This window comes from Mesorhizobium sp. WSM4830 (genome assembly GCF_055811495.1).
The window spans coordinates 41,733-67,199 of the sequence record NZ_JBVVQI010000001.1 but is presented as its reverse complement, the minus strand read 5'-3'; the positions used below and the strand labels follow the sequence as shown (position 1 = coordinate 67,199).

General features: G+C 63.2%; 29 protein-coding genes and 1 pseudogene. 23 read left to right on the top strand and 7 right to left on the bottom strand.

Features of this window, described 5'->3' with window-relative positions; translation table 11 throughout:
- Positions 1 to 62: 62 nt before the first annotated feature.
- From AC0L2Y_RS00415 to AC0L2Y_RS00375, 9 genes are read left to right on the top strand one after another with little or no spacing between them, the layout of a single operon-like run.
- Positions 63 to 1,169 carry an NAD-dependent epimerase/dehydratase family protein gene (locus tag AC0L2Y_RS00415; protein ID WP_473552907.1) on the top strand — a complete coding sequence of 369 codons (1,107 nt, stop codon included), beginning with the start codon at positions 63 to 65 and terminating at the stop codon, positions 1,167 to 1,169.
- On the top strand, positions 1,166 to 2,245 hold the full coding sequence (locus AC0L2Y_RS00410) for an NAD-dependent epimerase/dehydratase family protein (RefSeq protein ID WP_473552905.1): 1,080 nt from the start codon (positions 1,166 to 1,168) through the stop codon (positions 2,243 to 2,245). Before AC0L2Y_RS00415 ends, AC0L2Y_RS00410 begins: the two co-directional genes overlap by 4 nt.
- Complete coding sequence (locus tag AC0L2Y_RS00405; RefSeq protein WP_473552902.1) at positions 2,242 to 3,534, top strand: TIGR04295 family B12-binding domain-containing radical SAM protein; 1,293 nt, start codon at positions 2,242 to 2,244, stop codon at positions 3,532 to 3,534. The genes AC0L2Y_RS00410 and AC0L2Y_RS00405 overlap by 4 nt, the downstream gene beginning before the upstream one ends.
- Positions 3,519 to 4,619, top strand: a complete 1,101-nt coding sequence (locus AC0L2Y_RS00400; RefSeq protein ID WP_473552900.1) for a glycosyltransferase family 4 protein — start codon at positions 3,519 to 3,521, stop codon at positions 4,617 to 4,619. The genes AC0L2Y_RS00405 and AC0L2Y_RS00400 overlap by 16 nt, the downstream gene beginning before the upstream one ends.
- A gap of 2 nt (positions 4,620 to 4,621) precedes the next feature.
- On the top strand, positions 4,622 to 5,752 hold the full coding sequence (locus AC0L2Y_RS00395; RefSeq protein WP_473552898.1) for a CgeB family protein: 1,131 nt from the start codon (positions 4,622 to 4,624) through the stop codon (positions 5,750 to 5,752).
- On the top strand, positions 5,749 to 6,843 hold the full coding sequence (locus tag AC0L2Y_RS00390) for a CgeB family protein (protein ID WP_473552896.1): 1,095 nt from the start codon (positions 5,749 to 5,751) through the stop codon (positions 6,841 to 6,843). Before AC0L2Y_RS00395 ends, AC0L2Y_RS00390 begins: the two co-directional genes overlap by 4 nt.
- On the top strand, positions 6,840 to 7,949 hold the full coding sequence (locus tag AC0L2Y_RS00385) for a CgeB family protein (protein WP_473552893.1): 1,110 nt from the start codon (positions 6,840 to 6,842) through the stop codon (positions 7,947 to 7,949). The genes AC0L2Y_RS00390 and AC0L2Y_RS00385 overlap by 4 nt, the downstream gene beginning before the upstream one ends.
- Before the next feature lie 23 nt (positions 7,950 to 7,972).
- Positions 7,973 to 9,019, top strand: coding sequence for a UDP-glucuronic acid decarboxylase family protein (locus AC0L2Y_RS00380; RefSeq protein WP_473552891.1), 1,047 nt, complete (start codon positions 7,973 to 7,975; stop codon positions 9,017 to 9,019).
- A gap of 24 nt (positions 9,020 to 9,043) precedes the next feature.
- Positions 9,044 to 9,337 (top strand): hypothetical protein, encoded by a 294-nt coding sequence (locus AC0L2Y_RS00375; protein ID WP_473552888.1) that lies wholly within the window; start codon positions 9,044 to 9,046, stop codon positions 9,335 to 9,337.
- On the opposite strand, the gene AC0L2Y_RS00370 is transcribed toward AC0L2Y_RS00375, so the two are convergent.
- Positions 9,274 to 11,106, bottom strand: coding sequence for a hypothetical protein (locus tag AC0L2Y_RS00370; protein ID WP_473552886.1), 1,833 nt, complete (start codon positions 11,104 to 11,106; stop codon positions 9,274 to 9,276). The genes AC0L2Y_RS00375 and AC0L2Y_RS00370 overlap by 64 nt on opposite strands.
- Before the next feature lie 159 nt (positions 11,107 to 11,265).
- Here AC0L2Y_RS00370 and AC0L2Y_RS00365 point away from each other — a divergent pair, with 159 nt between their 5' ends.
- From AC0L2Y_RS00365 to AC0L2Y_RS00320, 10 genes and pseudogenes are all read left to right on the top strand, one after another.
- Complete coding sequence (locus AC0L2Y_RS00365) at positions 11,266 to 12,369, top strand: inositol-3-phosphate synthase (protein WP_473552885.1); 1,104 nt, start codon at positions 11,266 to 11,268, stop codon at positions 12,367 to 12,369.
- Positions 12,366 to 12,962, top strand: coding sequence for a histidine phosphatase family protein (locus tag AC0L2Y_RS00360; RefSeq protein WP_473552883.1), 597 nt, complete (start codon positions 12,366 to 12,368; stop codon positions 12,960 to 12,962). The genes AC0L2Y_RS00365 and AC0L2Y_RS00360 overlap by 4 nt, the downstream gene beginning before the upstream one ends.
- A gap of 14 nt (positions 12,963 to 12,976) precedes the next feature.
- Positions 12,977 to 14,080, top strand: a complete 1,104-nt coding sequence (locus AC0L2Y_RS00355; protein WP_473552879.1) for a CgeB family protein — start codon at positions 12,977 to 12,979, stop codon at positions 14,078 to 14,080.
- The gene (locus tag AC0L2Y_RS00350; protein ID WP_473552878.1) at positions 14,080 to 14,880 is read left to right on the top strand and encodes a nucleotidyltransferase family protein; all 801 of its coding nucleotides are present in this window, start codon (positions 14,080 to 14,082) and stop codon (positions 14,878 to 14,880) included. Before AC0L2Y_RS00355 ends, AC0L2Y_RS00350 begins: the two co-directional genes overlap by 1 nt.
- Before the next feature lie 2 nt (positions 14,881 to 14,882).
- Complete coding sequence (locus AC0L2Y_RS00345) at positions 14,883 to 15,644, top strand: TIGR04290 family methyltransferase (RefSeq protein WP_473552875.1); 762 nt, start codon at positions 14,883 to 14,885, stop codon at positions 15,642 to 15,644.
- Positions 15,637 to 16,569: a glycoside hydrolase 5 family protein gene (locus tag AC0L2Y_RS00340; protein ID WP_473552873.1), complete on the top strand. Its 933-nt coding sequence runs from the start codon at positions 15,637 to 15,639 to the stop codon at positions 16,567 to 16,569. Before AC0L2Y_RS00345 ends, AC0L2Y_RS00340 begins: the two co-directional genes overlap by 8 nt.
- 20 nt (positions 16,570 to 16,589) lie before the next feature.
- On the top strand, positions 16,590 to 17,654 hold the full coding sequence (locus AC0L2Y_RS00335) for a glycosyltransferase family 4 protein (RefSeq protein ID WP_473552871.1): 1,065 nt from the start codon (positions 16,590 to 16,592) through the stop codon (positions 17,652 to 17,654).
- Between the two features lie 7 nt (positions 17,655 to 17,661).
- On the top strand, positions 17,662 to 18,651 hold the full coding sequence (locus tag AC0L2Y_RS00330; RefSeq protein WP_473552868.1) for a GNAT family N-acetyltransferase: 990 nt from the start codon (positions 17,662 to 17,664) through the stop codon (positions 18,649 to 18,651).
- Positions 18,648 to 19,442: pseudogene (locus tag AC0L2Y_RS00325) on the top strand (class I SAM-dependent methyltransferase); the annotation flags it as partial. The gene AC0L2Y_RS00330 and the pseudogene AC0L2Y_RS00325, both read left to right, overlap by 4 nt.
- 195 nt (positions 19,443 to 19,637) lie before the next feature.
- A complete protein-coding gene (locus AC0L2Y_RS00320; RefSeq protein ID WP_473553659.1) occupies positions 19,638 to 19,862 on the top strand; it encodes a hypothetical protein in 225 nt (74 codons plus the stop codon).
- 185 nt (positions 19,863 to 20,047) lie between these two features.
- Here AC0L2Y_RS00320 and AC0L2Y_RS00315 read toward each other — a convergent pair whose 3' ends face one another.
- Complete coding sequence (locus AC0L2Y_RS00315; RefSeq protein WP_473552867.1) at positions 20,048 to 20,176, bottom strand: hypothetical protein; 129 nt, start codon at positions 20,174 to 20,176, stop codon at positions 20,048 to 20,050.
- Between the two features lie 50 nt (positions 20,177 to 20,226).
- Complete coding sequence (locus AC0L2Y_RS00310) at positions 20,227 to 20,790, bottom strand: sigma-70 family RNA polymerase sigma factor (protein ID WP_352488584.1); 564 nt, start codon at positions 20,788 to 20,790, stop codon at positions 20,227 to 20,229.
- 312 nt (positions 20,791 to 21,102) lie between these two features.
- On the opposite strand from AC0L2Y_RS00310, the gene AC0L2Y_RS00305 reads away from it, so the two are divergent.
- The 3 genes from AC0L2Y_RS00305 (at position 21,103) to AC0L2Y_RS00295 (ending at position 22,112) form a co-directional block, all read left to right on the top strand.
- Positions 21,103 to 21,306 (top strand): hypothetical protein, encoded by a 204-nt coding sequence (locus AC0L2Y_RS00305; RefSeq protein ID WP_473552865.1) that lies wholly within the window; start codon positions 21,103 to 21,105, stop codon positions 21,304 to 21,306.
- A gap of 125 nt (positions 21,307 to 21,431) precedes the next feature.
- Positions 21,432 to 21,779, top strand: a complete 348-nt coding sequence (locus tag AC0L2Y_RS00300) for a DUF982 domain-containing protein (RefSeq protein WP_473552862.1) — start codon at positions 21,432 to 21,434, stop codon at positions 21,777 to 21,779.
- Between the two features lie 33 nt (positions 21,780 to 21,812).
- Positions 21,813 to 22,112 carry a DUF982 domain-containing protein gene (locus AC0L2Y_RS00295; protein ID WP_473552861.1) on the top strand — a complete coding sequence of 100 codons (300 nt, stop codon included), beginning with the start codon at positions 21,813 to 21,815 and terminating at the stop codon, positions 22,110 to 22,112.
- A gap of 45 nt (positions 22,113 to 22,157) precedes the next feature.
- Here the strand turns inward: AC0L2Y_RS00295 and AC0L2Y_RS00290 are convergent, their stop codons facing one another.
- From AC0L2Y_RS00290 to AC0L2Y_RS00275, 4 genes are all read right to left on the bottom strand, one after another.
- Positions 22,158 to 22,652, bottom strand: a complete 495-nt coding sequence (locus tag AC0L2Y_RS00290; RefSeq protein ID WP_473552859.1) for a hypothetical protein — start codon at positions 22,650 to 22,652, stop codon at positions 22,158 to 22,160.
- An 84-nt stretch (positions 22,653 to 22,736) separates the two neighbouring features.
- Positions 22,737 to 23,372, bottom strand: coding sequence for a LysE family translocator (locus AC0L2Y_RS00285; protein WP_473552857.1), 636 nt, complete (start codon positions 23,370 to 23,372; stop codon positions 22,737 to 22,739).
- 4 nt (positions 23,373 to 23,376) lie between these two features.
- Positions 23,377 to 23,562, bottom strand: coding sequence for a hypothetical protein (locus AC0L2Y_RS00280; protein WP_473552855.1), 186 nt, complete (start codon positions 23,560 to 23,562; stop codon positions 23,377 to 23,379).
- Between the two features lie 90 nt (positions 23,563 to 23,652).
- A complete protein-coding gene (locus tag AC0L2Y_RS00275; RefSeq protein ID WP_473552853.1) occupies positions 23,653 to 24,483 on the bottom strand; it encodes an SIR2 family NAD-dependent protein deacylase in 831 nt (276 codons plus the stop codon).
- A gap of 183 nt (positions 24,484 to 24,666) precedes the next feature.
- Here AC0L2Y_RS00275 and AC0L2Y_RS00270 point away from each other — a divergent pair, with 183 nt between their 5' ends.
- A complete protein-coding gene (locus AC0L2Y_RS00270) occupies positions 24,667 to 25,446 on the top strand; it encodes a heme-binding protein (RefSeq protein ID WP_473552851.1) in 780 nt (259 codons plus the stop codon).
- Positions 25,447 to 25,467 lie beyond the last annotated feature (21 nt).

Below are 25,467 nucleotides of genomic sequence, written 5' to 3'. Positions count from 1 at the left end.
AAGGGAACAAACCTTTCGCCCGGAAGTTTGGGGCGGCAAAGCCATTCATATGAGGAGTTGTCGTGAAACGTATACTGGTCACGGGAGGCTGCGGTTTTATCGGCCGCCACGTCGCCCAGGAACTCGTTGAACATGCTTATGGAGTTTCAATTCTCGATGTGCTGCTGGACCAGGTGCATGGCGGCGAGGCAATCAGCCTGCCGGCGGGCGCCAAGCTGATCAAAGGCGACGTTCGCGATCGCGACGCCATCACAGAGGCGGTCGAGGATGTCGACGCGATCATTCACCTGGCGGCTGAAGTGGGCGTCGGCCAGTCCATGTACGAGATCGCCCGCTATGTCGGCGCCAACGACCTCGGCACCGCCACGTTGCTGGAGGCACTGATCAAACGGCCGATCGAACGGATCGTCGTTGCTTCCTCGATGAGCGTCTATGGCGAGGGTCTCTACGCCACGCCAGACGGCCGGCGCATCGACAATGCAAGACGGCAGCCGGACGACATCCGCAGCGGCCAATGGAATCCCCTGTCGCCGGAAGGTGAAGTCCTGTCGCCGCTGCCCACCGACGAGCAGAAACCGGTCGACCTCGCCTCGATCTACGCACTGACAAAATACGCCCAGGAACGCGCCGTACTGATCTTCGGCGAAGCCTATGGCGTCGACGCGGTGGCGCTGCGCCTGTTCAATGTCTTCGGCGCCGGACAGGCGCTCTCGAACCCGTATACCGGCGTGTTGGCGAACTTCGCCTCGCGCATCGCCAATGGCCAGCGGCCGCTGATTTTCGAGGATGGCGAGCAGCAGCGCGATTTCGTGCATGTGCGCGACGTTGCCCGCGCCTTCCGGCTGGCGCTGGAACAGCCCCAGGCACGCAGCCACGTCATCAACATCGGCAGCGGGCGAGCCTACGCGGTCAGCGACGTCGCCCGGCTGCTCGCCGAAGCAATGGGCGTGCCTGGCCGCCAGCCGGAAATCCTCGGCAAGGCACGCTCCGGCGATATCCGCAACTGCTTTGCCGACATCTCCAAGGCGCGCGAACTGCTCGGCTTCCAGCCGCAGTACCGGTTGGAGCATTCGCTCGGCGATTTCGTCGCATGGGTGCGCAACACCGTCGCCATCGATCGCAGCGCCGAGATGAAGCGGGAACTTGAAGCGCGAGGGCTGGTGTCATGAGACCGGATTCACACAATTTTCGCGAAGCGCCCGTCGCCATTATCGGCGGCAGCGGCTTTATCGGCTCCAATCTCGCCGACAGCCTATTGTCGGACGGTGAGCCGGTGCTGGTCATCGACAATCTGAGCCGTCCCGGCGTCGAGCAGAACTTGCAATGGCTGACGCAAAGGCACGGCAGCCGCCTCACCGTCGAAATAGCCGACATCCGCGACGCCGAGGCGCTGATGCCGCTGGTGGCTGGTTCGAAGGCGGTTTTCCACTTTGCCGCGCAGACCGCCGTCACCACGAGCCTGGTTCGGCCGGACGAGGATTTCGACATCAACCTGCGCGGAACGTTCAACGTCCTGGAAGCCGCTCGCCGCACCGGCAAGCGCATCCCCGTCGTTTTCGCCAGCACCAACAAGGTCTACGGCCGCCTCGCCGATCTCGCCATGCGCGAAGAGGACGCCAAATACGTGCCTCGCGACGCGGCCATCCGTGCGCACGGCATCGACGAGACGCGCGGCCTCGATTTCTGCACGCCCTATGGCTGCTCCAAGGGCGCGGCGGACCAATATGTCCTCGACTACGCCAAGTCATACGATTTGCCGACGGCGGTGCTGCGCATGAGCTGCATCTATGGCCCGCGCCAGTTCGGGACGGAGGATCAGGGCTGGGTCGCCCATTTCCTGCTTAGCGCCTTCTCCGACCGGCCGATCACCATTTATGGCGACGGCAAGCAGGTGCGCGACATCCTCCACGTTGCCGACGCGGTCGCGGCTTACCGCGCCGTGCTCGACCGGATCGAGGCGGTCAAGGGCCAGGCATTCAATCTCGGCGGCGGACCGGAAAACGCCGTCAGCCTGCGCATGCTGCTGAAGGAGATTCGCGACGTAACGAAACGGGACGTTCCGATTCGTTACGACCGCGAACGCACTGGCGATCAACCGTTCTTCGTCGCCGACACGCGCGCGATCGAGGCGGCGCTGGGATGGAAAGCGCACGTCTCGTGGCAAAACGGCATTCGCGACCTCGCCGACTGGCTGCAGCGTCATCGCCTCGACCCGCATCCCGAACCGGCGAGGTACGTGGCATGAAGGTCGCTCTGGTCAATCCGTCCTGGACGTACCAGGACAGCATCTATTTCGGCTGCCGCCAGCCGCATCTGCCGCTCGAACTCGGCTATTCGAAAGCGCTGCTCGAAGCCGCCGGCCACGATGCGCTGATGCTGGACGGGCAGATCCAGAAGCTCGACAACGCCGCGCTAGCCGATCGCGTCGCCGCCTTCGAGCCTGACATGACCGTCGTCAGCACCGCGCCGACCTACCTGTTCTGGCGCTGCGCACCGCCCGAGTTGCGCGTGCCGGCCGATTTCCTCAACCATCTTGCCGGGCGCGGCGGCCGCACCGTCGCCGTCGGGCCGCATGGTTCGGCGACGCCGACGCCGACTTTGCGCAAGCTCGGCGTTGACATCGTCGTGCGCGGCGAATGCGAGGAAGTTGTCGCGGAACTTGCCCGGCGCGAAGACTGGAGCGCTGTGCCGTCCACCGCCCATTTCAAGGATGGAGAACTGGTCTCGAACGGCGGCGTCCATGCCAGCTCGTTCATCGATCACCCAGCGCTCAAATGGCCGTCGGACTGGATTGCCGCGCATCAGCATCATCATCACCGCTTCGACGACGACCAGGTCGGTTTCGGGGCCGAGGTCGAGGCGTCGCGCGGCTGCCCGTATAATTGCAGCTTCTGCGCCAAGATCGATTTCCGCGATGCCTACCGCCGCAGGAACCACGAGGCGGTGATCGCAGAGATCGACCGGCTGATCGCACAGGGCGTCGGCTACATCTACTTCATCGACGAGATCTTCCTGCCGCAAAAGGCGTTGCTGGAAGCGTTGGTCGATCGTGATGTGAAATTCGGCGTGCAGACGCGTATCGACCTCTGGAAGCCGGAACTGCTGAAACTGCTCGGCGCCGCCGGCTGCGTCTCGATCGAAGCGGGGCTCGAAAGCCTGACGGTGGAGGGCCGCGCCATGCTGGCAAAACGCTGCCGGCTGGGCACCGAGGAACTGGCCGCGTTGCTGGTCGACGCAAGGCGCCACGTGCCGTTCGTGCAGGCCAATCTGATCGGCGTGGTCGAGGACGACCCCGCGCTGGTCGACTATTGGCGAAAGCACCTGATCGACAACGGCGTTTGGGCCAACGAGCCGGTGCCGCTTTATCCCTATCCGAGTTCGCCGAGCTACCGCGAACTTTGGGGCGAGCCCGACGACCTCGCCTGGGAGCGCGCGCATGAACATTATCTCGCATCCTTCCGAACGTTCAGCGACATCCAGGAGAAGCGTCCGCGTCCGCTGGCCGAATTGGAGGCAACATGTTGCGGACACTGAGCCCGCCGCGGCGTATCCTGATGACTGTCGATGCCGTTGGCGGCGTCTGGCGCTATGCGCTCGATCTGGCCAGGCAACTGGTCGCCGGCGGCGACAGCGTCGTGCTTGCCGGGCTTGGTCCGCAACCGTCCACGCAGCAGGCCGAAGAAGCCCAGTCGTTCGCGGCGCTGACATGGCTCAACACGCCGCCCGATTGGATGACCCGCAACGAGCACGACCTCGACGCATTGCAGCAGGAGCTGCATCCACTCATCCGTGACTACGCTATCGACGTCGTCCATCTCAACGCGCCGACGCAGGCGGCGGGGCTCGATGTGCCCTGCCCGGTCGTGGCGGTGTCGCATTCCTGCGTGGTGACATGGTTCCACGCCGTCAAAGGACAGGCGGCGGACGGCGAATGGGCCTGGCAGAAGGACCGCAACCGGCGCGGTTTCGACAAAGCAGGCATTGTCGTTGCACCGAGCCGCAGCCATGCCGACATGCTGGAAACCTGCTATGGGCCGATCACGCGGCTGAGCGTCGTCGGCAACGGCGCGCGGCCCGGCCCCAAGAGCGAAAGACCAGAATCGGTCGTTTTCGCCGCCGCGCGCTGGTGGGACGAAGGAAAGAATGCGGCGGTACTGGACCAGGCCGCCTCCCTGACGCAGTGGCCGATCTTCGTTGCCGGCTCCTTGCAAGGCCCGGACGGCCAGCATGTTGGCTTCAGCCACGCCGTTCCCGTCGGGCCGGTGCCACACGAGGAAGTGCGCTTGCTGATGGCGCGGGCTGGCATTTTCGTATCGCCGTCGCTCTACGAACCGTTCGGCCTGGCCACGCTGGAAGCCGCGATGTCGAAAACGCCTTTGGTGCTCGCCGATATCTCGACCTATCGCGAATTGTGGGGCGGCGCGGCCATGTTCTACGACGCCCGCGATTCGGACGATCTCGCCAGATGCATCAACAGCCTTTGCAGCGACGCGCAGCGCCGCCGAGAACTCGGTGAGGCAGCGGCCCGCCGAAGCCGCAGATTTTCATTGGCAAGACAGGCGACCGCCATGCGCGGCGTCTACGACAAGGCGGCCCTGGCCACCATGGCGGATAGTTGATCATGCGGTTTTTATTCTACACCCATTCGATCGTTTCCGACTGGAACCACGGCAACGCACATTTCCTGCGCGGCATCATGCGCGAGCTGGTCGCGCGCGGGCACCAGGCGATTGCGCTGGAGCCCGCCGACGGCTGGAGCCGGTCGAACCTGCTGGCCGAGAAAGGGTCCTTCGCGATCGAGCGATTCCGGAAGGATTTTCCCGAGTTGATGCCGGTCACCTATGACGCCGCCTTCGACCACGAAGCCTGGATCTCCGATGCCGATGTGGTGATCGTGCATGAGTGGACCGCGCCGGACCTTGTCGCGCGGCTGGGCAGGGCGAAAGCAATTGGGGGGCGTTTCACGCTGCTGTTCCACGACACGCACCATCGCGCCATCTCGGCCACGCAAGCGATTTCCGCCTTGCGGCTTGAACACTATGACGGCGTGCTCGCCTTCGGCGAGGCGCTGCGGGAAAGTTATCTCCGCGCCGGATGGGGCAAGCGGGTCTTCACCTGGCACGAGGCAGCCGATGACCACCTGTTCCAGCCCTATCCTGAAATCGAGCGTAGTTCCGACCTTATCTGGATCGGCAATTGGGGCGACGACGAGCGCACTGCCGAAATCAGCGAGTTCCTGGTCGACCCGGTGCGTGAGCTCGGCCTGAGCGGAACCGTCCACGGCGTTCGCTATCCGCGCGAGGCGCTCGCCGACCTTGCGGCCGCCGGACTGCGCTACGAAGGCTGGATCGCCAATGCCGACGTGCCGAAGGCATTCGCGGCGAACCGCATCACAGTTCACATCCCGCGGCGTCCATATCGCGAAAGCCTGCCCGGCATCCCGACCATCCGCATGTTCGAAGCGCTCGCCTGCGGCATCCCACTCGTTTCGGCGCCGTGGTCCGATGTCGAACGTCTGTTCAGGCCGGGCACCGATTTCCTGTTTGCAAACACCGGTTTCGAGATGCGGCATCATCTTCGCGCCGTGCTGCGTGACGCGGATCTCGCCGCTTCTCTGGCGACATCGGGCCTCGAGACTATTCGCTCACGGCACACATGCCGGCACCGGGCGGATGAGCTGTTCGGCGTGCTCGCCGAATGCGGGCACCGCGAAGCCGCCGATACGATCCTTGCAAAGGAGGCCGCCGAATGAAGATCGCATTTTACGGGTCGAGCCTGCTGTCGTCCTATTGGAACGGCGCGGCCACCTATTACCGTGGACTGCTCAAGGCCCTGGCAAGGCTGGGCTATGACATCACCTTCTACGAGCCGGACGTCTACGATCGCCAGAAGAACCGCGATATCGAGGCGCCCGACTGGTGTGCCGTCGTCGTCTACGAGGCCACTCCGCATGCCATGATGCAGGTGGCGGCGCGGGCGGCGGAGGCAGATGTCGTCGTCAAGGCGAGTGGCGTCGGTTTCGCCGACGACGCGCTGTTGCGGGCGGTGCTCGATCACGCCCGTGCCGATGCGCTCACCGTATTCTGGGATGTCGATGCGCCGGCGACGCTTGGCCAGTTGCGCGACGAGCCCGACCATCCGCTGCATCGCGCGCTGCAGGAAATCGACCTCGTGCTGACCTATGGCGGCGGCGACCCGGTGGTCTGGGCCTATCGGGCAATGGGGGCGGCCGAATGCGTGCCGATCTACAATGCGCTCGATCCGGAAACGCATCATCCGGTCGGCAAGGATAGGCGCTTCGACTGCGATCTCGCCTTTCTCGGCAACCGGCTGCCGGACCGCGAGGCGCGCGTCGAGGCCTTCTTCCTCGACCCGGCCGGCCGCTCGGCCGATCAGCGCTTCCTGCTCGGCGGATCGGGCTGGGGCGACAAGCAGATGCCCGCCAATGTCCGATGGCTCGGCCATGTCGGCACGCGCGACCACAATGCATTGAACGTCACGGCCAAGGCGGTGCTGAACATCAGCCGCGACAGCATGGCGGCCAATGGCTTTTCACCTGCGACGCGCGTTTTCGAGGCGGCGGGCGCCGGCGCATGCCTCATCACCGACGCCTGGCTCGGTGTCGACCTGTTCCTGAAACCCGGCGAGGAAATCCTGGTCGCGCGCGATGGCGACGATGTCGCCGAAATCATGCAAGGCCTTAGCGCCGAACGGGCCAAGGCGATCGGGGCGTCGGCGCTTCGGCGGGTGCTTGGCGAACATACCTATACGACACGGGCCGTTTTGGCCGACGCCATCTTCAGGCGCCATTTCGAGCGTCCGACCGTGGAGGCGGCCGAATGACGAAGCCGCTCGACATCGTCTTTCTTGGCCTGTCGCTCTCCTCATCCTGGGGAAACGGCCACGCCACCACCTTTCGGGGGCTGCTCAAAGGTCTCCACGAACTCGGCCACCGCGTCACTTTTCTCGAACGCGATGTGCCGTGGTACGCAAGTCACCGGGACCTGCGCGATCCCGAGTTCTGCGCCCTGCGCTACTACGAAACGACCGATGATCTCCGCCGCAATTTTGCGCGCTGCCTGGGCGAGGCCGATATCGTGGTCGTCGGCTCCTTCGTTCCTGAAGGCCCTGAAATCATCGACGTCGTGGCATCGCTGTGCACGGGTCAGTTCTGCTTCTACGACATCGACACGCCGGTCACGCTGGCAAAGCTTTCAACCGATGATTGCGAGTATATTGCCAGGCGGCAGGTCCCGTATTTCGACGTCTATTTCTCCTTCACCGGCGGGCCGACGCTTGCCCGTCTGACGGCGGAATTCGGCGCCAGGCGCGCCGAGCCGCTCTACTGCTCCGTCGACCCGGAGCGGCATCACGGAACCGGCGATCCAATCCGCTGGGATCTCGGCTATCTCGGCACCTACAGCCTCGACCGCCAGGCGACGCTGGAGGCCCTGCTGTTCGAACCGGCGCGTCGCATGCCGGAGCGCCGCTTCGTCGTGGCAGGTTCGCAATATCCGCGCGAAATCGCCTGGCCGGACAATGTGGATCGCATCGAACACCTGCCGCCGGCAGATCACGCCGCCTTTTACAGCCGCCAACGCTACACTTTGAACATCACGCGCAGTTCCATGATCGCGGCCGGATGGTCGCCCAGCGTGCGACTCTTCGAGGCGGCCGCCTGCGGCACGGCGATCATCAGCGATAGCTGGGCCGGACTGGACAGCCTGTTTCCAGAGCGGACGATCCACACGGCGCGCAGGACCGAGGACGTAATCGGTATCCTGTCTGGGGAATCCGACGGCGCCCGGCTTGCCATGGCCAAGCAGGCGCGCGTGCTCATCCTGGCAGCTCACACAAGCATCGCAAGAGCCCGCGAATTCGTTTCGCTGCTGGCGCAGGCCAAATCGCCACGTTCTGTTCTCGATCTGGACGTCGAGAGCGCAGCATGACCCGCAGACGGGAGAAGATAGAGATGCAGCTATCAAGAAAGGCGCAACGGACCAGGACCGTGCTTGTCGCCGGCGGCGCAGGCTTCCTCGGTTCGCATCTTTGCGAGACAATGCTCCAGGCAGGCTGGCGCGTGATCTGCGTCGACAATTTCCTTACCGGCCGCATGGACAACATAGCATCGATCGCCGATCGTCCGGATTTTCGGCTGATCAAGCAAGACATTTGCCGGCCGTTGGAGCTTGGCGAACCGGTGGACCGCATCTTCAACATGGCATGCGCCGCCTCGCCGCCGCGTTACCAGGCCGACCCGGTGCACACGACGCGGACTTGTGTCATCGGGACGCTCAATCTGCTGGAGCTCGCCGCCTGCAACGGCGCCCGCTTCCTGCAGGCGTCCACCAGCGAAATTTATGGCGATCCCGAACAGCATCCGCAGAAGGAAGACTATGTCGGCCACGTGAACTGCATCGGCCCCCGCGCCTGCTATGACGAAGGCAAGCGCACCGCCGAAACCTTGTGCTTTGATTATTTGAGAATGGGAAAGGCCGATATCCGTGTCGCGCGCATCTTCAACACCTATGGTCCCAGGATGGACCCTGCGGACGGACGGATCGTTTCCAATCTGATCATGCAGGCACTCGAGAGACGGCCGCTGACGATATTCGGCGATGGACTGCAGACCAGGTCGTTCTGCTATGTTTCCGATCTGGTCGACGGCTTGATGCGGTTGATGGAGGTCGATCCCAATCCGCGGCAGCCCGTCAATCTGGGCAATCCGGGGGAGTTCACCATCTTGCAACTGGCGAGCCTGGTGAGAGGCATGACCGCAACCAAATCGGGCTTGAAATTCCTGCCGCTGCCGCAAGACGATCCTCGTCGTCGGCAACCCGACATTTCCCGCGCGAGGAAGCTTCTCGGCTGGTCGCCAAAAGTGCCGCTCAGGCAGGGTTTGATGCGCACAATCGGCTATTTTGCCGAGCTTGAGGCGGCGCAGATGATCGACAGAAGACGTCGAATTGCCCCCGCCGTGCGTTCTGCATCAGGCCGGCTGCAAAATCTGACGGCCTGATGGCGGGGAGCGTCTGGCCGCTGCTTGGTCACGACGGAAAGCGCCCTCGTTTCGGATTTGGTCACTTTTTCTCGTCGCGGGAACAACCCGTCCAGCTTCTGGTTCTGCCAAGGTACCGGCGTGGAGACGATTGTGCATCCCAAACGATCTGCCAAAGACATCGAGCAAATGGCCGCAAGAGAGACGGCTGCCTTCCTGCGGCGCGCCTCCATCACCTATCTGGAATGTTGCGTGAGTCTGATGCTGACGCATCTTCAGCGCGAGGAGGTAGCGGCCATCCTCGAAAAGGAAGCGGATATGCTGCGCCGGCTGGACTGATCCCGCTCGAGCGGCGGCAGGTCGCCTTGGCTTTCCAAGAAGCGAAGCAGCGCGGCAGCGTAACGCCTTGCCGCGGCCGCCAGCCGGATCTGTTCCCGATCATCGCCCGATCGCTGAGCCATGCTCCACAAGCCAAGCTGGAAGGCGAGATAGCAGGGCTCGTAGTAGTGGACCAGATTGGCATCGACGGGACGAGACGTAGTCGCCTCGACAGCTTTGCACACTGCCGCAGTCGCTGCATTGGAGAGGCTGTACTCGACACGGGCGCCGGCAATGTCCCAGGCGATGTCCTGGCAGCCGATCAGATCGTGCGATCGGCAATGGTCGAGGGCGTCCGTCTTGACGAGCGTTCCACTGCGCGAAACGATGAACTCCCACGGATGAAGCCGCCCGTCGATCTCGACCCGCTGCATGGTCTTGGGTGGAACCTGTTTCGAGGACCAGTTCCGCAACTCCGTGGCACGGCCTTCGCCAAGCGCCTCACTTGTATTCTGCACGGCCATGTCGGCAAGCGCCTCCAGCGAGGCGCCCGGCTCGGAGGCGGGCAGATTGGCTGCGCGCCAGGCCAGATAATGTCCGAGATGCGCGACTACTTTTTCTTTCGAAAGCCTTGCCCGGTCCAGCGTTGTTCCGTCGATCCAGCGTTCGACGAGAAAGCCATGGCACAGCCCGGCGACTTCCGGGCCAAAGCCTGCATCATGCAGCCTCCTTGCAGTCTCGGCCTTGTGCCTGCCGATTTCACCGAGGCCGACGAATTTGACCGACCATTTTTCCCGGGCCGCAGAAGCAAGAAACTTTCGCCGCTCGAAGCCACGGTGGACGGGGGGCCAATGATCCTGCGAGCCATAGTGCAAGTGACGCCACTCCCCGGCGGATGTTTCCGTCAGCTTGACCGCTGTGCTGCCGATCGTCCTGGCCACCCAATCCCGCAGCGCCGGGACAGCGGATCCAGTGGTGAAAGTCCGCTCGAAATCCGCCGTGTGTTTTTGGCAAACAGTCCACGCCTCACGGCCGTCCGCCGATGCTTCGGGACCCGGGCCACCCAAATGGCTGGGGAACAGATGGAAGCGCCTGGCACCGATGCCCAGCGCTTGTAACCATGTGACGACGGCGTGGAACGAGCTGCCGGACAGGCCTGGGCCCTCATCGACGACAGCGAAATGGGCCGACGGCCTTGTCCTCCAGCCGCCGATCAACTCTGGATCGGCGGCAAGCCGCCGGCGAAACGGATGACCGGCCGGTCGGACGCTGACGGGTGCCGGTGCGCCGATGGCCGCCGCCACCATCGCTGCCAGCCCCAGGCCGATGCTGCGGATGCCGATCACGCATGTGTTAGCATCGAGACCCGACTGCCGTGCGGCGACGAAATAGCTCTCCGGATAGAGCGCGTAATGGGCGTAGCCCTCGGCCGTGCCGATGAGGATTTCGCCATCGCAATCGAGTTCGGCCAGCATTCGCGGCACTTCGGCATCGACCGGGCCGTCGATAGCGAATCCGGCGTCCCACGATCTGCCCACGTCCCGGGCCAAGCCGACCAGGAGGTTCGCGCCCACGATCCGCTGCGGGGAAATCCTGTCCGTGCCGTTGGCCTCGAATTCCGCGTCGGCAAGGCCCTGGACCAATTCCGAAGCCTTGATGAACAGGCCGACCAGTGCTGCGTGCCGTCCGATCCCGCTTGGCATGTCCGCAATGTGCCCGGCCGCTTCGCAGGCCGAGGCGCGAACATATCGCGCGCTCCGCATTTGCTTGTGGTCGCCATAGACGATCATTGTCGGTCCCGGTTGGCCTCACTCCCAGCTGCACAAACTCGGTGGGCGCTACTTTGATCCACCATCGGTTGCACGATTTTTGCAGCCGGCAAGGAACAATCAGCGAGGCAGGTGGTTTGGCACGAAGAACTTACCTTCAACAGCATAGGCAGCGGTTTCGTGGGATCGAAGAAAGTTCGGATCGGAATAGTAGGCGTGGGCAACTGCGCCTCCTCTCTTGTACAGGGCATCACCTATTACCGCGACGCAAGGAGCAATGAACCCATACCCGGGCTGATGCATGCCGATCTTGGCGGCTACCACGTCAAGGACATTGAGGTGGTCTGCGCTTTCGATGTCGCCAAGGGAAAGGTCGGACGCGATGTGGCAGACGCGATCTACAGCGCGCCGAACAATACTTTCCGCTTTGCCAATGTCGCGCCTGTCGGCGCTCGCGTCGAACGCGGACCGACGCTGGACGGCATCGGCAAATATCTGCGCGACGAGATCGAGGAGGCCGACGAGCCGGTCGCCAACGTCGGCAAGATCCTCGCCGAGAGCGGCGCCGAAATCCTGGTGTCCTATCTGCCAGTCGGTTCGGAGGAGGCAACGCGCTTTTACGCCGAGTGCGCGCTCGAGGCGGGCTGCGCCTTCGTCAACTGCATACCCGTCTTCATCGCCTCGCGGCCGGAGTGGCGCCGACGCTTCGAGCAGCACGGCCTGCCGCTGATCGGCGACGACATCAAGAGCCAGGTCGGTGCGACGATCGTCCACCGGCTGCTCGCCAACCTGTTCCGTGAGCGCGGCGTGCGCATCGATCGCACCTACCAGCTCAATTTCGGCGGCAACACCGACTTCCTCAACATGCTGGAGCGCGAGCGGCTGGAATCGAAGAAGATCTCAAAGACGCAATCCGTGACCAGCCAGATCGACGTTCCTCTGGAGCCCGGCAATATTCACGTCGGGCCGAGCGACCATGTCCCGTGGCTGACCGACCGCAAGTGGGCCTATATCCGGGTCGAAGGCACGACCTTCGGCGGTGTGCCGCTGAATGCCGAGCTCAAGCTGGAAGTGTGGGATTCGCCCAATTCGGCCGGCGTCGTCATCGATGCGGTGCGTTGCGCCAAGCTGGCGCTCGATCGCGGTATCGCGGGCGCGCTGACCGGTCCCTGCAGCTATTTCATGAAATCGCCGCCCGAGCAGTTCACCGACGCGGAAGCCCGCCAGCGCACGCTCTCTTTCATCGCCGGCAAGGACGAGCCGATGCTCGATGCCGCGGAATGACGACGACGTTCTTTCTGGTGCGCCACGCCGCGCACGACAATGTCGGCCGTTATCTTGCCGGACGGATGGCTGGCGTGTGCCTCGGCGAAGCCGGCAAGGCACAGGCCTCGCACCTGGCAGACCGCATGGCACGCGAGGCGATAGCGGCAATCTTCTGCAGCCCGCGCGAACGCACGCAGGAGACGGCCAATCCGATCGCGCTCGCCTGCAATGCCGGTGAAATCGTGATCCGCGAGGAACTCGATGAGATCGACTTCGGCACCTGGTCGGGAAAGACCTTCGAGGAGTTGAACCAGGATGCCGACTGGCGGGTGTGGAACGACCAGCGCCAGCAGGCGAGAACACCGAGCGGCGAGACCATGCTGGACGTGCAGCAACGCGTCGTCTCGCTGATCGAGCAGGTCCGCGGCACTTACCAGAACCAGTGCGTTGCACTGGTCAGCCATGCCGATGTCATCAAGGCCGCCGTGTGCAAAGTGCTCGGCCTGTCGCTGGGGAACTGCTTTCGCTTCGATATCGACCCAGCGTCGATCACCACGGTTGTTTGGGGAGATTGGGGGTCGAAGCTGATTAGACTCAACGAAGCTGCCTGACGAGGAATTGCCGGATGCGCATGGTCATTTTCGGTCTTACCGTGACATCGTCGTGGGGCAATGGGCACGCCACGCTGTGGCGCGGATTGATCCGGGCGATGGCCGGGCTGGGCTGGTCCATCACCTTCTTTGAACGCAACACTCCCTATTATGCCGGGACGCGCGACCTCGACCAGTTGGATGGCGGCAGCCTTGTCCTTTACCCGGACTGGGAGGACGTCCAGCACGTTGCCGAGCAGGCGATGAACGAGGCCGATGTCGTCATCGTCACCTCGTATTGCCCCGATGCCGTGAGCGCGTCGCGCCTTGCCCACCAGGCCTGTCGCGGGCTGAAGGTGTTCTACGATCTGGACACGCCGGTGACGCTGGCCCGGATCGAACAAGGTGAGCCTCCGGGTTATTTCGGGCCGGAAGGGCTTCGCGATTTCGATCTCGTGCTGAGCTACACGGGAGGAACCGCGATCGACGCATTGAGGTCGATGCTGGGTGCACGCCGCGTCATGCCGCTCTACGGCCACGTCGATCCAGAGCGACACCGGCCCGCCCCGCCCAGGCCGGAGTTTGCCGGCGACCTTTCCTATCTCGGGACCTATGCGGCAGACCGCCAGGCCGGGGTCGAAAGGCTGCTGGTCAGTCCGGCTGCGCGCCTGCCGGATCGCCGCTTCATCATTGGCGGCGCACAATATCCGCAAGAATTCCCGTGGAGCGACAATATCTTCTTCGTCCGGCATCTGCCGCCGGCCGACCACCCCGCCTTCTTTTCATCTTCACGACTGACCCTGAACGTGACCCGCGAGGCGATGGCCGAACGGGGCTGGTGTCCTTCCGGCCGGCTGTTCGAAGCCGCCGCTTGCGGTGCTGCGATGGTGAGCGACACATGGCCCGGACTGGAGGCCTTTTTCCGGCCCGGTGAAGAGATCGTCGTGGCCAACAGCACCGACGACGTGGTCGCCGCGCTCGACCTGTCCGACGCCGAGCTTGACGCGATCCGCCGCCGTGCGCGCGAGCGGGTGCTGGACGAACACACCTCGGCGCGGCGCGCGAAGGAATTCGACCGCATCCTGTCCGATGCACTGCACGGCTCCACGCATGGCGAGCCGTTGAAGGAGGCAGTTTGATGTTGGGCATCGTGCCCGCAGCCGGACGGGGAAGCCGCATCCAGCCGCTCGGCTTTTCGAAGGAGCTTCTGCCGGTCGGCAGCCGCATCGACGGCAACACCGAGCGGCCTTGCGCGGTCAGTGAATATTTGGTGCGCCGCATGGTGCGCGCGGGGGCCGACAAGATCTGCTTCGTCATCGGCTCGGGTAAGTCGGATATCCTCGAATATTATTCTGCCGGCTATGCCGACGCGACTGCACTGTTTGTGGTGCAGCCCTCTCCGGTCGGCCTTTGCGACGCCATCTTCCGCACCGCGCCGCTCGTCGCAGCCGACGAGACCGTTCTGGTCGGGCTGCCCGATACAATCTGGTTTCCCGAAGACGGTTTCCTGGCCCTCCCGGACGACGGCCTGTCCTTCCTGCTGTTTCCGGTGGACCAGCCGGAGTTCTTCGATGCCGTCGTTGTCGACCAGGACGATCGGGTGAAGCAAATCCAGGTCAAGCAGCAGAATGCCCAATCGAACTGGATCTGGGGTGCGTTCAAGATGCCCGGCCGCACCCTTCACCGGCTCGCCGCGCTGTGGCGGGAACGGGACCGGTGCGACGAATACATCGGCACGCTGGTCAACGCCTATCTCGCCGCCGGAGGCGAAGCCTATGGCATCAAGGCAGGCAACGCCTATGTCGACGTCGGCACCTTCAACGGCTACCGCACCGCACTGCGGCTGCTTGAAAGCGCCGCCGGTACCAAGGACGACCAAGCCGCCATTACGCTGCCAGGCCACCAGCACGTTCCTATCCTCGCAGGCGAAGGAGGCTAGCCATGCTGCATTCCGATGCCGAAATCCGCCGCCGTATCGACGCGCTCGGCCCATGGTTCCACAATATGGAACTGGCCGGCATCGAAACCGCTCCCGACCATTTCCTTGGCAACTATCCGCTAATCAAATGGCGCAAATTCGCCGACGCGATTCCCGCCGATCTTTCCGGCAAGGCGGTGCTCGACATAGGCTGCAATGCGGGTTTCTATTCGATCGAGATGAAACGCCGCGGCGCCGGCCGCGTGCTTGGCATCGATTTCGATGAGGCTTACCTGGCGCAGGCGCGCTTTGCCGCCGAGGTAGCGGACTGCGACATCGAATTCCGGCAGCTCTCGGTCTACGACGTTGGCGCGCTGCGCGAGCGGTTCGACATCGTGCTGTTCATGGGCGTGCTCTACCACTTGCGCCATCCTTTGCTCGCTCTCGATCTGATCCGGGAGCATGTCGCCGACGACCTGATGATCTTCCAGTCGATGCAGCGTGGCAGCACCAACGTGCCGGCGCTCGAGCAGAACTATCATTTCTGGACTCACGACCTGTTCGACCGGCCGGAGTTCCCAAAGCTGCATTTCATCGAGCATCGTTACGCCGACGACCCGACCAACTGGTGGATTCCCAATCGCGCCTGCACCGAAGCCATGCTGCGCAGCGCCGGCTTCGAGATCGTGCTGCAACCCGAGCAGGAGGTCTATTTCTGCCGCACCGCCGACGCGCCGGCCGGCGGCGGCGCCGTCTACCCGTCGAAAGGACAGATAAATGATTGAAGCCGCGATGATCTGGAACGAGCCCAACAACAAATCCCACTGGGATCCCGAGCTCGACCCCGACTGGAGCCGCTTCGCCACCACGGCAATCCTGGCCGCCGACGCGATCGCGTCGGAGAATTCCGCCTTGACCAAAGTCCTTGGCGGGATCTCGCCGATCGATGCCGGCTTCATGACACGGATGAAGGAGTTCGGCGTGCTCGATCATGTCGACGCGGTCGCCGTGCACGGCTTTCCGCTCGACTGGAACCTCTGGCAGATCCACGAATGGCCGCAGAAAATCGGCGAGATCTCGGCTGTTACCGATCTTCCGGTATGGGTCAGCGAGGTCGGCGTGTCGACCTTCGGCGCCGAGGAGGTACAGGTCTGGGGCCTGCGCCGGACCGCGGAATTGCTGATCGGCAACGCACCGCGCATCCAATGGTACAGCCTCTACGACCTGCCGCGCGAGTGGGAAGCGACGACGCGCCATCGCGAGGCGGAAGGCTCTTCCTATTATCGCCATTTCTACATGGGCCTGCTTCGCCAGGACGGCACGCCAAAGCCCGCGCTCGAGGAGTTCCTGCACCATACCCCGGCAATGGGACTGGTGCAGTGGTTCCATTTCGAAGATCACCGGCTGGACGACGCCGTTGCCTGGATGAAACGCCTCGGCGTCACCAATCTGCGCACCGGGCTTTCCTGGGCCGACAGCTTCAGGCCGAACGCGCTTGACTGGTTCGACAGGCAGATGGAGGCGTTGGCCGACTTCGACGTGACCGTTACTTTCTGCTTCACGCCGGAACACCGCGGAATGATGCCGCACCACAGCAGCCCGCCGCTGGTGCCGGAGGAATTCGCCGAGTTCTGCGCGGCAATGACGCGCCGCTATGCCGGCAGCATCGCTGCCCCTTCCGTCGGCAGGCTGCGCGCCTCCGCAGCGTGAGGAGCTTCGGCTCTCCAGCCATGACGCTCACCGTCCTCAACGTCGCCTATCCCCTCGCCCCGGTCGGGCCGGATGCGGTCGGTGGTGCCGAGCAGGTGCTTTCGATGCTCGACCAAGCGCTCGTACAGGCCGGACACCGCTCGATCGTGATCGGCTGCCAAGGCTCGAGCGCTGCGGGTGTGCTCATCGAGACGCCGGCCGAACCGGGCGTGCTCGATGAAGCGGCGAAGCGCCGGGCGCAGCGTGCTCATCGCGCCGCAATTGCTACCACGCGCGCTCGCTGGCCGATCGACGTGGTCCATTTGCACGGTATCGATTTCGACGCCTATCTGCCGGGCGACGGGCCAACTTTGGTGACCCTGCATTTGCCGCTCGACTGGTATCCGGCCGACGCTCTCAATCCGGCGCGGGAGGACCTGTGGCTGCATGCGGTATCGGCGGCTCAGGAAAGAACCGCGCCGCCGGGCGCCAGGCTCATCGAACCGATCCCAAACGGAGTGGACATCAACGCGCTGAGCGAACCGCAGGCCAAACGCGACTTTGCCCTCGTGCTCAGCCGCGTCTGCCCGGAAAAGGGCATCCATCTGGCACTGGACGCAGCCAAGAAGGCCGGTGTGCCGCTGGTGGTCGGCGGCAAAGTCTACCCCTACGAAACCCACACCGCATATCTTCGCGACGAGGTCGAACCCCGGCTGGACGGTCGGCGCCGCTTCCTAGGTCCGCTCGGCTTTGTCGCCAAGCGCCGCCTGCTGAACACAGCCCGCTGCCTGGTCATCCCGAGCCTTGCCGCGGAAACCAGTTCGCTCGTCGCCATGGAGGCGCTCGCCTGCGGCACCCCCGTGGTGGCCTTCCCGAATGGCGCACTGCCGGATGTGGTCGAGCACGGCAAGACCGGGTATCTGGTCGCGGATGTCGACGAGATGGCCGAAGCCATCGCTGCCGCACCCGGCCTGAACCCCGAGACCTGCCGGGCCGAGGCGCGGCGGCGCTTTTCACTCGACCGCATGGTTTCCTCCTACATGGACGCCTATCGGGCGCTCGCACGGCTCGGCACAGACAGCGGGCAGCTCGCGACGGCGAGGTGAGCGGGACATGCTCCGCAGTGAGATCATCGACGATCCGGCGGACCTCGAAGCCCTCGAGTCGCACTGGTGGGAACTCTGGTCGCGCAGTCCCTCGGCGACGCCGTTCCAGTCTCCCGCATGGCTACTGCCGTGGTGGCGGACATTCGCTCCCGGCGAGCTAGCGACGGTCGCCGTCTGGCGTGGCGACGATCTGGTCGGGCTGGCGCCACTCTATCTGGAACGCCACGACGCCGGCGCGCGATTGCTTCCGCTCGGCATTTCGTTGAGCGACTATCTGGATGTCCTTTGCATTCCCGAAACCGCCGAACCGGTGGGCGCCGCCATCGCCGGTGCCGTTTTCTCCGTCGGCTGGTCACAGTGGATCTTGCAGGACCTGCCTCCCGGCGGCGCCGGCCTTGCCATCAGGCATGCCGCGCTCGAATCGTGCCAAGCCATCGGTCACGCCGCTTGCCCAGTGCTCGCCCTCGCCGGCGACCAGACGCTCCAAGGCTGCGTTCCGGCGCGGCGGAGGCGCCAGTTGCGCCGCGCCCACAGGGCCGCGTCGAGACGCGGCAGGGTCTCCATCGAACCCGCTTTGTCCGATCCGCAGACATTCCTCGATCACCTGATCCACCTTCACCGCGCGCGCTGGGCCGGACACGGCGACGGCGTTCTGTCCGATACCCGCGTGGAAGCATTCCACCGTCAGGCGCTGCCGCAGCTGGTCGCACAAGTGCTTGCCCGATGCTGGCTTATCACGATCGGTGACGCGATCGTGGGCGCCTATTACGGGTTCCATCATCGTGGCAGCGCCTACGCTTATCTCGGTGGCTTCGATCCGGCCTATGCCGAGGAAAGTCCTGGCGCGCTGCTCATCGGCCAGGCGATAAGGCAGGCGATCTGCGAAGGCGCGGAAGAGTTCGATTTTCTGCGCGGACAAGAGGCTTACAAATACAGCTGGGGCGCCGTCGACCGGTGGACGATGCGCAAGATCTGGACGCGGAGCAAAGGGCGATGAGCGCGACCCAGCCGGGATCTCGGCGGTCGACATCAGCAAGGCGGGTGCTGGAGGACTGCATGGCAGACGGTGCTGGCGTCGAAGCCGTCATCGCCAGGCTGGCTCTCCGTTTCGAGACAGCAATCGAAGCCGCAGAACTAGCGAAGATTGCGCAAAACACGCACTCGGCCGATCCGCGAAAGACGGCAAAACTGCAACGGATTGCGGACCTGCTTCAGCGCAGGCCCGAGATCTTCGCCACGCTGCGCAAAACGGGTGCTGCCGTTCGGCACGAGCGCGGCGAGGGAGAGACTGACGATGCGGTCGTCAAGCGGCTGGCGGCCGGGTTTGACGCGGCGGCGGCGATCTCCCCGGCGGCGAGCGTCCAGCTGTCATCGCTGGGCGATGAGGAAAAGCTCTCGGCCGCGACGGCTGAGATCGTTGCATGGCTGGAGAGGCGGGGCTTTACCGGCACCAGCCGCGACATACTGGATATCGGCTGTGGTATCGGTCGGTTCGAACAAGCGCTCTCCGCTCTGTCGCACCGGATCGTCGGCAGCGATATATCCCCAGCGATGATCTCGATCGCCCGCCGGCGATGCGCCGGGCTCGGCAATGTAGAATTCCACCCTACTCGCGGTTTCGATCTTGCCGATTTTCGCGATGCCAGCTTCGACCGCGTGCTGGCCGTCGACAGCTTTCCCTATCTGGTGCTGGCCGGCCTCGCGGAGCACCATTTCGTGGAAATCGCGCGCGTGCTGAAGAGGCCGGGCATGGCCGTGCTTTTGAATTATTCATATCGCGGATCGCCAGCGCTGGATCGCGCCGATGTCCATGACTTCGCCAATGCAAATGGCATGCAAGTCCTCATCGACGGCGAAAAGCCGTTCCGGCACTGGGACGGCGATGCCTTCCTGCTTACGATTTCCAGCGGAACATTGCGGCCCAACGCTGGTTCGGATGCCGAACGGGATAAGCCGCTATTCGACAGTATGAAGGAGGACAAGATGGCGTCCGGCAGCAAGAAGCACATCGGTCGCGGCAGTCACGGCAAAGGCGCTGGCGCTGGCGCTGGCGCGATTACCGATCTTCCCAAGGACAAGATCGGAGAGAACGCCGTTCTGTCCAACAGAGACAAGAAGCAGCACACCAAGGAGCGTGGGCTCGACGGCAATCGGGTCAAATCTGAGCAGTACCAGGATCATTCAGCGGATCGGCGGCCTGAAGACTGATCGTTGCGGCAGGCATGTGGCTTGCAGCCAGCAATTGAAACGCAGCGAGAGCCCCCACTGCTGAGGAAGCTGTGCAAGGACCGAAGCCGGTCGCATGGATACCTGCAAATTCTTGCAAACTCGCACTGTTGCCACCAGAGTGAGGTGAAGGGACCAACATTTGCCAAGAGAACGCGATGTCTCGCTCAAGGGAAGATTCCGTCAGCACGCGTGCCGATCTGACGATAGACCGGGAAATCGCTTCCCTGCTTGCGGCCATCGAACAGGAAAGGGTTCCTGACCGGCTGACCAAACTTGCAATCGAATTGCAGCATGCGCTTGTCGAAAAGCGCTTGCGCGAGACCAGTAACTAACGTGACGTGTATTAGCGGCGCCTCTCGGCTTCGAAGTCCAGTTGTCCTTCTGACAGATAGCTGCGCCTTTCCATCAGGGTTTGCGAGGAACTTTCGCCAAGGTATTCCAGCACGCCGGCGCGTGCCCTGTTGAGCCGGCTCTTCACGGTTCCCACCGCGCAACCGCATATTTCGGCCGTTTCCTCATAGCTGACGCCCAGCACGCCTATCAGCATCAGAACCTCGCGCTGGTGCTCGGGAAGGCTCTGGATGGCCTGGTGGACTTCCTTGCCCTGTACGGACCATTCCTGCGTCGCTTCCGAGATCGGCCGCAGCGAAGCGCAGTCGAGCAGGCCGGGCGCTTCCCTCACCGCGGCCCTGACACGCGTGTAGTAGGTGTTGCGCATGATCGTGAAGAGCCATGACTTCATGCGCGTTCCGGCTTCGAACTTGTCAATGTTGGCCAGGCCCTTGGTCAGCGTCTCCTGGACCAGGTCGTCGGCATCATCGGGTGTGCGGCAGAAGGTACGGGCGAAAGCCCTCAAAGCGGGTATGAGGTCGACGATGGAAACTTCTTCGGTTTCGCGAGTCGCCAAGGCGTAGGCTGTGGGTGGCAATGGTCCAGCTCCCGTCCAGAATGAGTTCGTGAGCGCAGACCAGTTAAATGCATTGGGCGAAAGATCGTTCCGGTTGGCGAAAATCACCCGGCTCCAGAAACCGGAGAGGGCTTGGCTGGGCAATCCCGGCCGACGGCGGCATTTTTGACGGAACAACCAGCGGGATCGCCGAGTTCAAATCAAGGTCGTCCGACAAGTCGGGCGCCGCCATTTGGCGCATCGGAATGCGATCTTGCAGCGAGCCTTGGCGCCACCTCAAGGACGGCCCACCTCAAGAAACAGGAGGACTCCATGACAGGAAACAAGCACGCAAAAGGCAAAACGTCGGCCGATAGCGATCTTGCCAACGATCCCGGCATCGGCAGTTCCAGGGGCACGATCAAGGAGGGCGACCGGCTCGACCAGGGCAACAACACGTTCGAAGGCGATGTCGAGAACGACACCACGCCGCAAGGCGGTATCAATCCCCGGCAAAAGATGCGGACCAAAAAGTGACGCCAGGACCGGCTGCGCACGATCGAAAAAACCCGCTGCAACCCGTGCAGCAATCCCGCGTTAAAGAGCATGGGCCTCGTGTCCACTTTGCGCGTTGACCCGGCGGCTCTTTCGCGGAGACACAGATGACAAAAAGATCGTTTGGCCGCCCCGTTCCAATTCTCGTCGGCCTTGGTTTCCCTCGCCATGTCGAAAATATCTGGCAGGCCTATGACGTCTTAAACGAATGGCCGAGCCGCGGTCCGGCGCACAAGGCGGCGTTCGACGCCTGTCGCGCCGGGTTGGCCGATGAGGTCGATGCCGAGACGGTACGCGCGGCGTTCGACACTTTCGCGCGCAAGGCGGGTATTTTGGCCTACGATATCGCAGCCGAAACACCAGCACGCGCCACAACACCTGCGAAGGCGCACGACGTTTGGCTGAAGCGCCCATCGGACGGCCCTGTAGACCCTGGAGACACCCAGCTTACTTGAAGCGGCCAGCTTGCTTGAACCGGGAGGAATACGGTGCCGAGAATAGAGTTCGATACACCTGTTTGCATCTATTTCGGCAAGCCCGGCCGATCGCGATTGGTCAGTTCCGTTTTCGAAGCAATATATTGCCTGAAAAGCGAGAAATGGCCGGCGCGCAACGCTCCGCTGGCGCTGGTAGCCGCTGATGTATTGAACCGCGCCCGGACCGGTCAAATCACGGCCGCCGAAGCACGCCAGGCATTTGTCGACGCCACTTGGGAGGCGAACATTCTTGTCGAAGGCGAGCCGCATGACGCGCGTGCCCCGACAGCCCTCATGTCGGACAGCGGATGAACCGGCAGGGGCTGCCTTCCCGCAGTTCCGTCCAGGCCAACCCTATCACGAATGGCTCGCGCCCTCGCCCTCCTTCTCCCGCTTTTGCCTGAGGATTTCGTCCGTTCCGACCAGCTTCTTCGATCCGCCGGGGATCGCAGTGGAGACGACCGCCGGCGGGTCGCTTGCCGGGAAGGAATCTTCCAGGCCTGCCTGCAACTGGTCTTCCAGCGTTTGCGGCTCTTCCGATCGGCCGGACGTCCTGCGGGCGTCCAACTTCTCCAGCGGCTGTGTCATGTCCGGTGAAGACCTGACTTCTCGAATCCAGCCATAGAGCTGTTCGATGGCAAATTCCTTCATCGTGTCGAAATCGGCCTTTTCGTCACGCGATGCCTCGATTTGGTCGACCATAGTCTTCTCGAACCGGTCGAGGCTGTCGCTTCCGCAGGCGCGGCAGAGACGGACCAACGCCTCGCGCAATATGAGCGGCGCAAAGTGCGCCGTCGCCTCGAGCCTGAGCTGCTGCAAACGCTCCGGGGTGGCGGCTTGGAACTTCGACATGTTCGACCTCTCGCCTTGTGGAGCATGTCAACGAAAATTGTCGATGGATGTTCCATCAGTGGCGGCCGCCGCATAGCTCGATCCTCAGCGGTGCGCGCCACCACCGACTGCCATGCGGATACCGAGACCGACGACGAAGCAACCTGCCACCCGCTGCTGCCAGAGCCTTACCTTCGGCCTTTTCATGATCCAGGTCCCGAGCGTGCCGGATGCGAGTGCATAGGTGCCCAGCACCAGCACACCGGTCATTTTCTGGGTGCCACCGAGCAGCAGCAATTGCAGCGTGACCGATCCGCGAGCAGGATCGACGAACTGCGGAAGGAAAGCCACCATGAAGGTTATCGGCCAGGGATTTATCAGATTGGCGATCATTCCTTCGCGTGCGGCTACAACCGGTCTGACATTGTGCGGCTCCTCGACGGCCACGCTGGCTGACGGCAACAACACCAGACGCGATCCAAGCCAAACCAGATAGGCTGCGCCTGCCCAGCGAAGCATGGCAAAGGCAAGCGGCGATGCCTGGACGAGCGACGATATGCCGAGGGCAAGGAGCGGCAACTGGACCATGCCGGCGCCGAAGGTCATTCCCAGGACGGTGAACAGGGCAACATCACGGCCCTGCCCGATGCCGCGCGCAATCACTAGCAGACTGTCGGGCCCCGGCGGCATCTGCATCAGGATGACCGTTCCGACAAATGCCGTCCACGAAGCGGGATCCATGCCGCTACTTCGCCCCGGTTTCGTAAGATGCCTTCGCGCCGTCCTTCAACCGGCCGGCATCTCGTATCATCTTGAGCGCTTCGTCCCTCGTCAGGCCGCACCTGCGGGCAAAAAACTCGATCTCATGGGCCAACTCGGCCGGCAGGTCGTCTTTTGCATGCATTCTTCGCTTGTGTTTGCGCGCGCCCATCGAGGCTCGGTCCCGGATGCGTTAGTCCTCCCGAACTCACATCGGATCAGCCAGTTCCCACTCCCTGACCAATTTGCTTGCGCAAGTTTCTCACGCGCGGTCTGGCCGGCCGACCCTGTCCATGAGTTCGTTCAGGAATGCGAGCAGCGCGTCTTCGGGATCGTCGGCCTCTTCGGTCAGCATATCGATGCCCCAGTGGCCTAGGACAGCCTCCTGGACGATGCCCGGCTGCGGCATAAAGATGAAGGATTTCGGACGGTTCTTCTCGTAGCCGGAGCGGCGCCAGGTCTGCCAAAGCCTGTGCAACAGCAGACGAATGTTCATGTCCGACATGCTGTAGCCGATGAACAGGATGGTGCGCCCGAGCGCGTCGGCCCGAAATTTCACATCGAGCGGCGAATCGAACGAAAGCCGTTCAAAATAATCGGTCTCCGCCAGAACCAGCGATTTGTCGTCGTCGAAATCGCCGTGGAATTTTATGATCTGCGTCACCTCGCTAGTGGCCTTGGGCAAATCCTTGGCATTGGCCACCTTCACAAAAGGCCGGCCATGTATCTCGAAGGCAACCTCGAGGTTGCGATCATAATTGGTGGTGTAGATGATCGGAAAATCGAGCGATACGATGAGCTTGTGGATCGCCGACCGCAGCACTTCTTCCCGCGAGACGCTCCATTCACGATCCATCCAACTGCGCAAAGGGCCGAGGCTCCCCTGCTTCAGCCGGTAATATTCGGCAAGGGCCTGATAGCTGGCCTCAGGCGCGCCGATCATGTCCTCGTGAAGGCCGAGCTCGTTTTGCATATGTTCGATGAGCTTTTGCCAAGACGGCAAGCCGACGCTCATCGACACCCCGGCTCCAACGAACAGGATCGCTCGTCGCTCTTTTACCGATTGAGCCAGTTGCTCGACTGCAGACAGCATTCGACACAACTGTCAGAAGTGCTGCTCTGTTCCGACGGCGCCTGGACTGCCAACACCCAGATCGGCTGTTCCGAGCTCCGGTCCCTGCGGTTTGGCCGACCGAATCCGATATTTATTTCATTCTCTTTGGCACTTCTGCGCCTCCTACGCGTTGGAGAGTGTTCAACAAAGACGGCGCAGCTAATGGATCGCCAGCGGATTGCCTCAGTAGCATTATGTCTGTTCCTGCTTACGATCGGCGCCATCCAGCAAAAGGCTTGGGCCCAGGCACCCTGCCCGGCCGACCACGACAAATTGTTGGCCGCTCTCAAGGCCAACGTCAAAGCCAGCGGCGGCCCCGGCAATGGCGGTTTCGACACTAATGAATGGGCGGCAGTCGTGGCTCGCGACGGAACGGTCTGCGCCGTCGCGTTCAGCGGGCCTACCGCCGATGCCCAGTGGCCCGGCAGCCGGCTGATCGCCGCCGAAAAAGCCAATACCGCCAACGGGCTCAGCCTCGCCCAGATGGCGTTGTCGACCGCGAACCTCTATGCGCCGGTGCAGCCTGGCGGGCCTCTATTCGGCCTGCAGGCCACCACTCCGGTCAATCCAGCGGTGGCCTATGCGGGCGACCCTTCGACATTTGGAAGCTCCAGCGATCCGATGCTGGGAAAGCCGATCGGCGGTGTCGTCGTGTTTGGCGGGGGCCTGGCTCTCTACGACGGCAAGGGGATCGTCGGGGCTCTCGGGATAAGCGGCGATTCTTCCTGTGCCGACCACAATGTCGCCTGGCGCGTGCGTGCCGCACTCGGGCTTAACAAGGTACCGGCCGGCGTCAACCCAAACCGCAAGGACGCTATCATTTACGACCTCGATCCCGGCGGCAAGAGCCCTTCCGGATGGGGGCATCCATTGTGTGCCGGAACCGAAGCGGACGTGGCTGCCGAGCTCGGCGCCGGCGTCGGCGGCTCGATACGCAAATGAGGAAAGCGCGACAGGTGGCAA

Coding starts and splice junctions, on each gene's coding strand:
- AC0L2Y_RS00340 (WP_473552873.1), top strand. CDS start 15,637: ATGATTGAAGCCGCGATGATCTGGAACGAGCCCAACAACAAATCCCAC.
- AC0L2Y_RS00315 (WP_473552867.1), bottom strand. CDS start 20,176: ATGCTGCAATTCGATTGCAAGTTTGGTCAGCCGGTCAGGAACCCTTTC.
- AC0L2Y_RS00290 (WP_473552859.1), bottom strand. CDS start 22,652: ATGTCGAAGTTCCAAGCCGCCACCCCGGAGCGTTTGCAGCAGCTCAGG.
- AC0L2Y_RS00320 (WP_473553659.1), top strand. CDS start 19,638: ATGGCGTCCGGCAGCAAGAAGCACATCGGTCGCGGCAGTCACGGCAAA.
- AC0L2Y_RS00400 (WP_473552900.1), top strand. CDS start 3,519: ATGTTGCGGACACTGAGCCCGCCGCGGCGTATCCTGATGACTGTCGAT.
- AC0L2Y_RS00280 (WP_473552855.1), bottom strand. CDS start 23,562: ATGGGCGCGCGCAAACACAAGCGAAGAATGCATGCAAAAGACGACCTG.
- AC0L2Y_RS00330 (WP_473552868.1), top strand. CDS start 17,662: ATGCTCCGCAGTGAGATCATCGACGATCCGGCGGACCTCGAAGCCCTC.
- AC0L2Y_RS00270 (WP_473552851.1), top strand. CDS start 24,667: ATGGATCGCCAGCGGATTGCCTCAGTAGCATTATGTCTGTTCCTGCTT.
- AC0L2Y_RS00380 (WP_473552891.1), top strand. CDS start 7,973: ATGCAGCTATCAAGAAAGGCGCAACGGACCAGGACCGTGCTTGTCGCC.
- AC0L2Y_RS00275 (WP_473552853.1), bottom strand. CDS start 24,483: ATGCTGTCTGCAGTCGAGCAACTGGCTCAATCGGTAAAAGAGCGACGA.
- AC0L2Y_RS00285 (WP_473552857.1), bottom strand. CDS start 23,372: ATGGATCCCGCTTCGTGGACGGCATTTGTCGGAACGGTCATCCTGATG.
- AC0L2Y_RS00395 (WP_473552898.1), top strand. CDS start 4,622: ATGCGGTTTTTATTCTACACCCATTCGATCGTTTCCGACTGGAACCAC.
- AC0L2Y_RS00405 (WP_473552902.1), top strand. CDS start 2,242: ATGAAGGTCGCTCTGGTCAATCCGTCCTGGACGTACCAGGACAGCATC.
- AC0L2Y_RS00350 (WP_473552878.1), top strand. CDS start 14,080: ATGTTGGGCATCGTGCCCGCAGCCGGACGGGGAAGCCGCATCCAGCCG.
- AC0L2Y_RS00390 (WP_473552896.1), top strand. CDS start 5,749: ATGAAGATCGCATTTTACGGGTCGAGCCTGCTGTCGTCCTATTGGAAC.
- AC0L2Y_RS00410 (WP_473552905.1), top strand. CDS start 1,166: ATGAGACCGGATTCACACAATTTTCGCGAAGCGCCCGTCGCCATTATC.
- AC0L2Y_RS00300 (WP_473552862.1), top strand. CDS start 21,432: ATGACAAAAAGATCGTTTGGCCGCCCCGTTCCAATTCTCGTCGGCCTT.
- AC0L2Y_RS00355 (WP_473552879.1), top strand. CDS start 12,977: ATGCGCATGGTCATTTTCGGTCTTACCGTGACATCGTCGTGGGGCAAT.
- AC0L2Y_RS00305 (WP_473552865.1), top strand. CDS start 21,103: ATGACAGGAAACAAGCACGCAAAAGGCAAAACGTCGGCCGATAGCGAT.
- AC0L2Y_RS00335 (WP_473552871.1), top strand. CDS start 16,590: ATGACGCTCACCGTCCTCAACGTCGCCTATCCCCTCGCCCCGGTCGGG.
- AC0L2Y_RS00370 (WP_473552886.1), bottom strand. CDS start 11,106: ATGATCGTCTATGGCGACCACAAGCAAATGCGGAGCGCGCGATATGTT.
- AC0L2Y_RS00345 (WP_473552875.1), top strand. CDS start 14,883: ATGCTGCATTCCGATGCCGAAATCCGCCGCCGTATCGACGCGCTCGGC.
- AC0L2Y_RS00360 (WP_473552883.1), top strand. CDS start 12,366: ATGACGACGACGTTCTTTCTGGTGCGCCACGCCGCGCACGACAATGTC.
- AC0L2Y_RS00385 (WP_473552893.1), top strand. CDS start 6,840: ATGACGAAGCCGCTCGACATCGTCTTTCTTGGCCTGTCGCTCTCCTCA.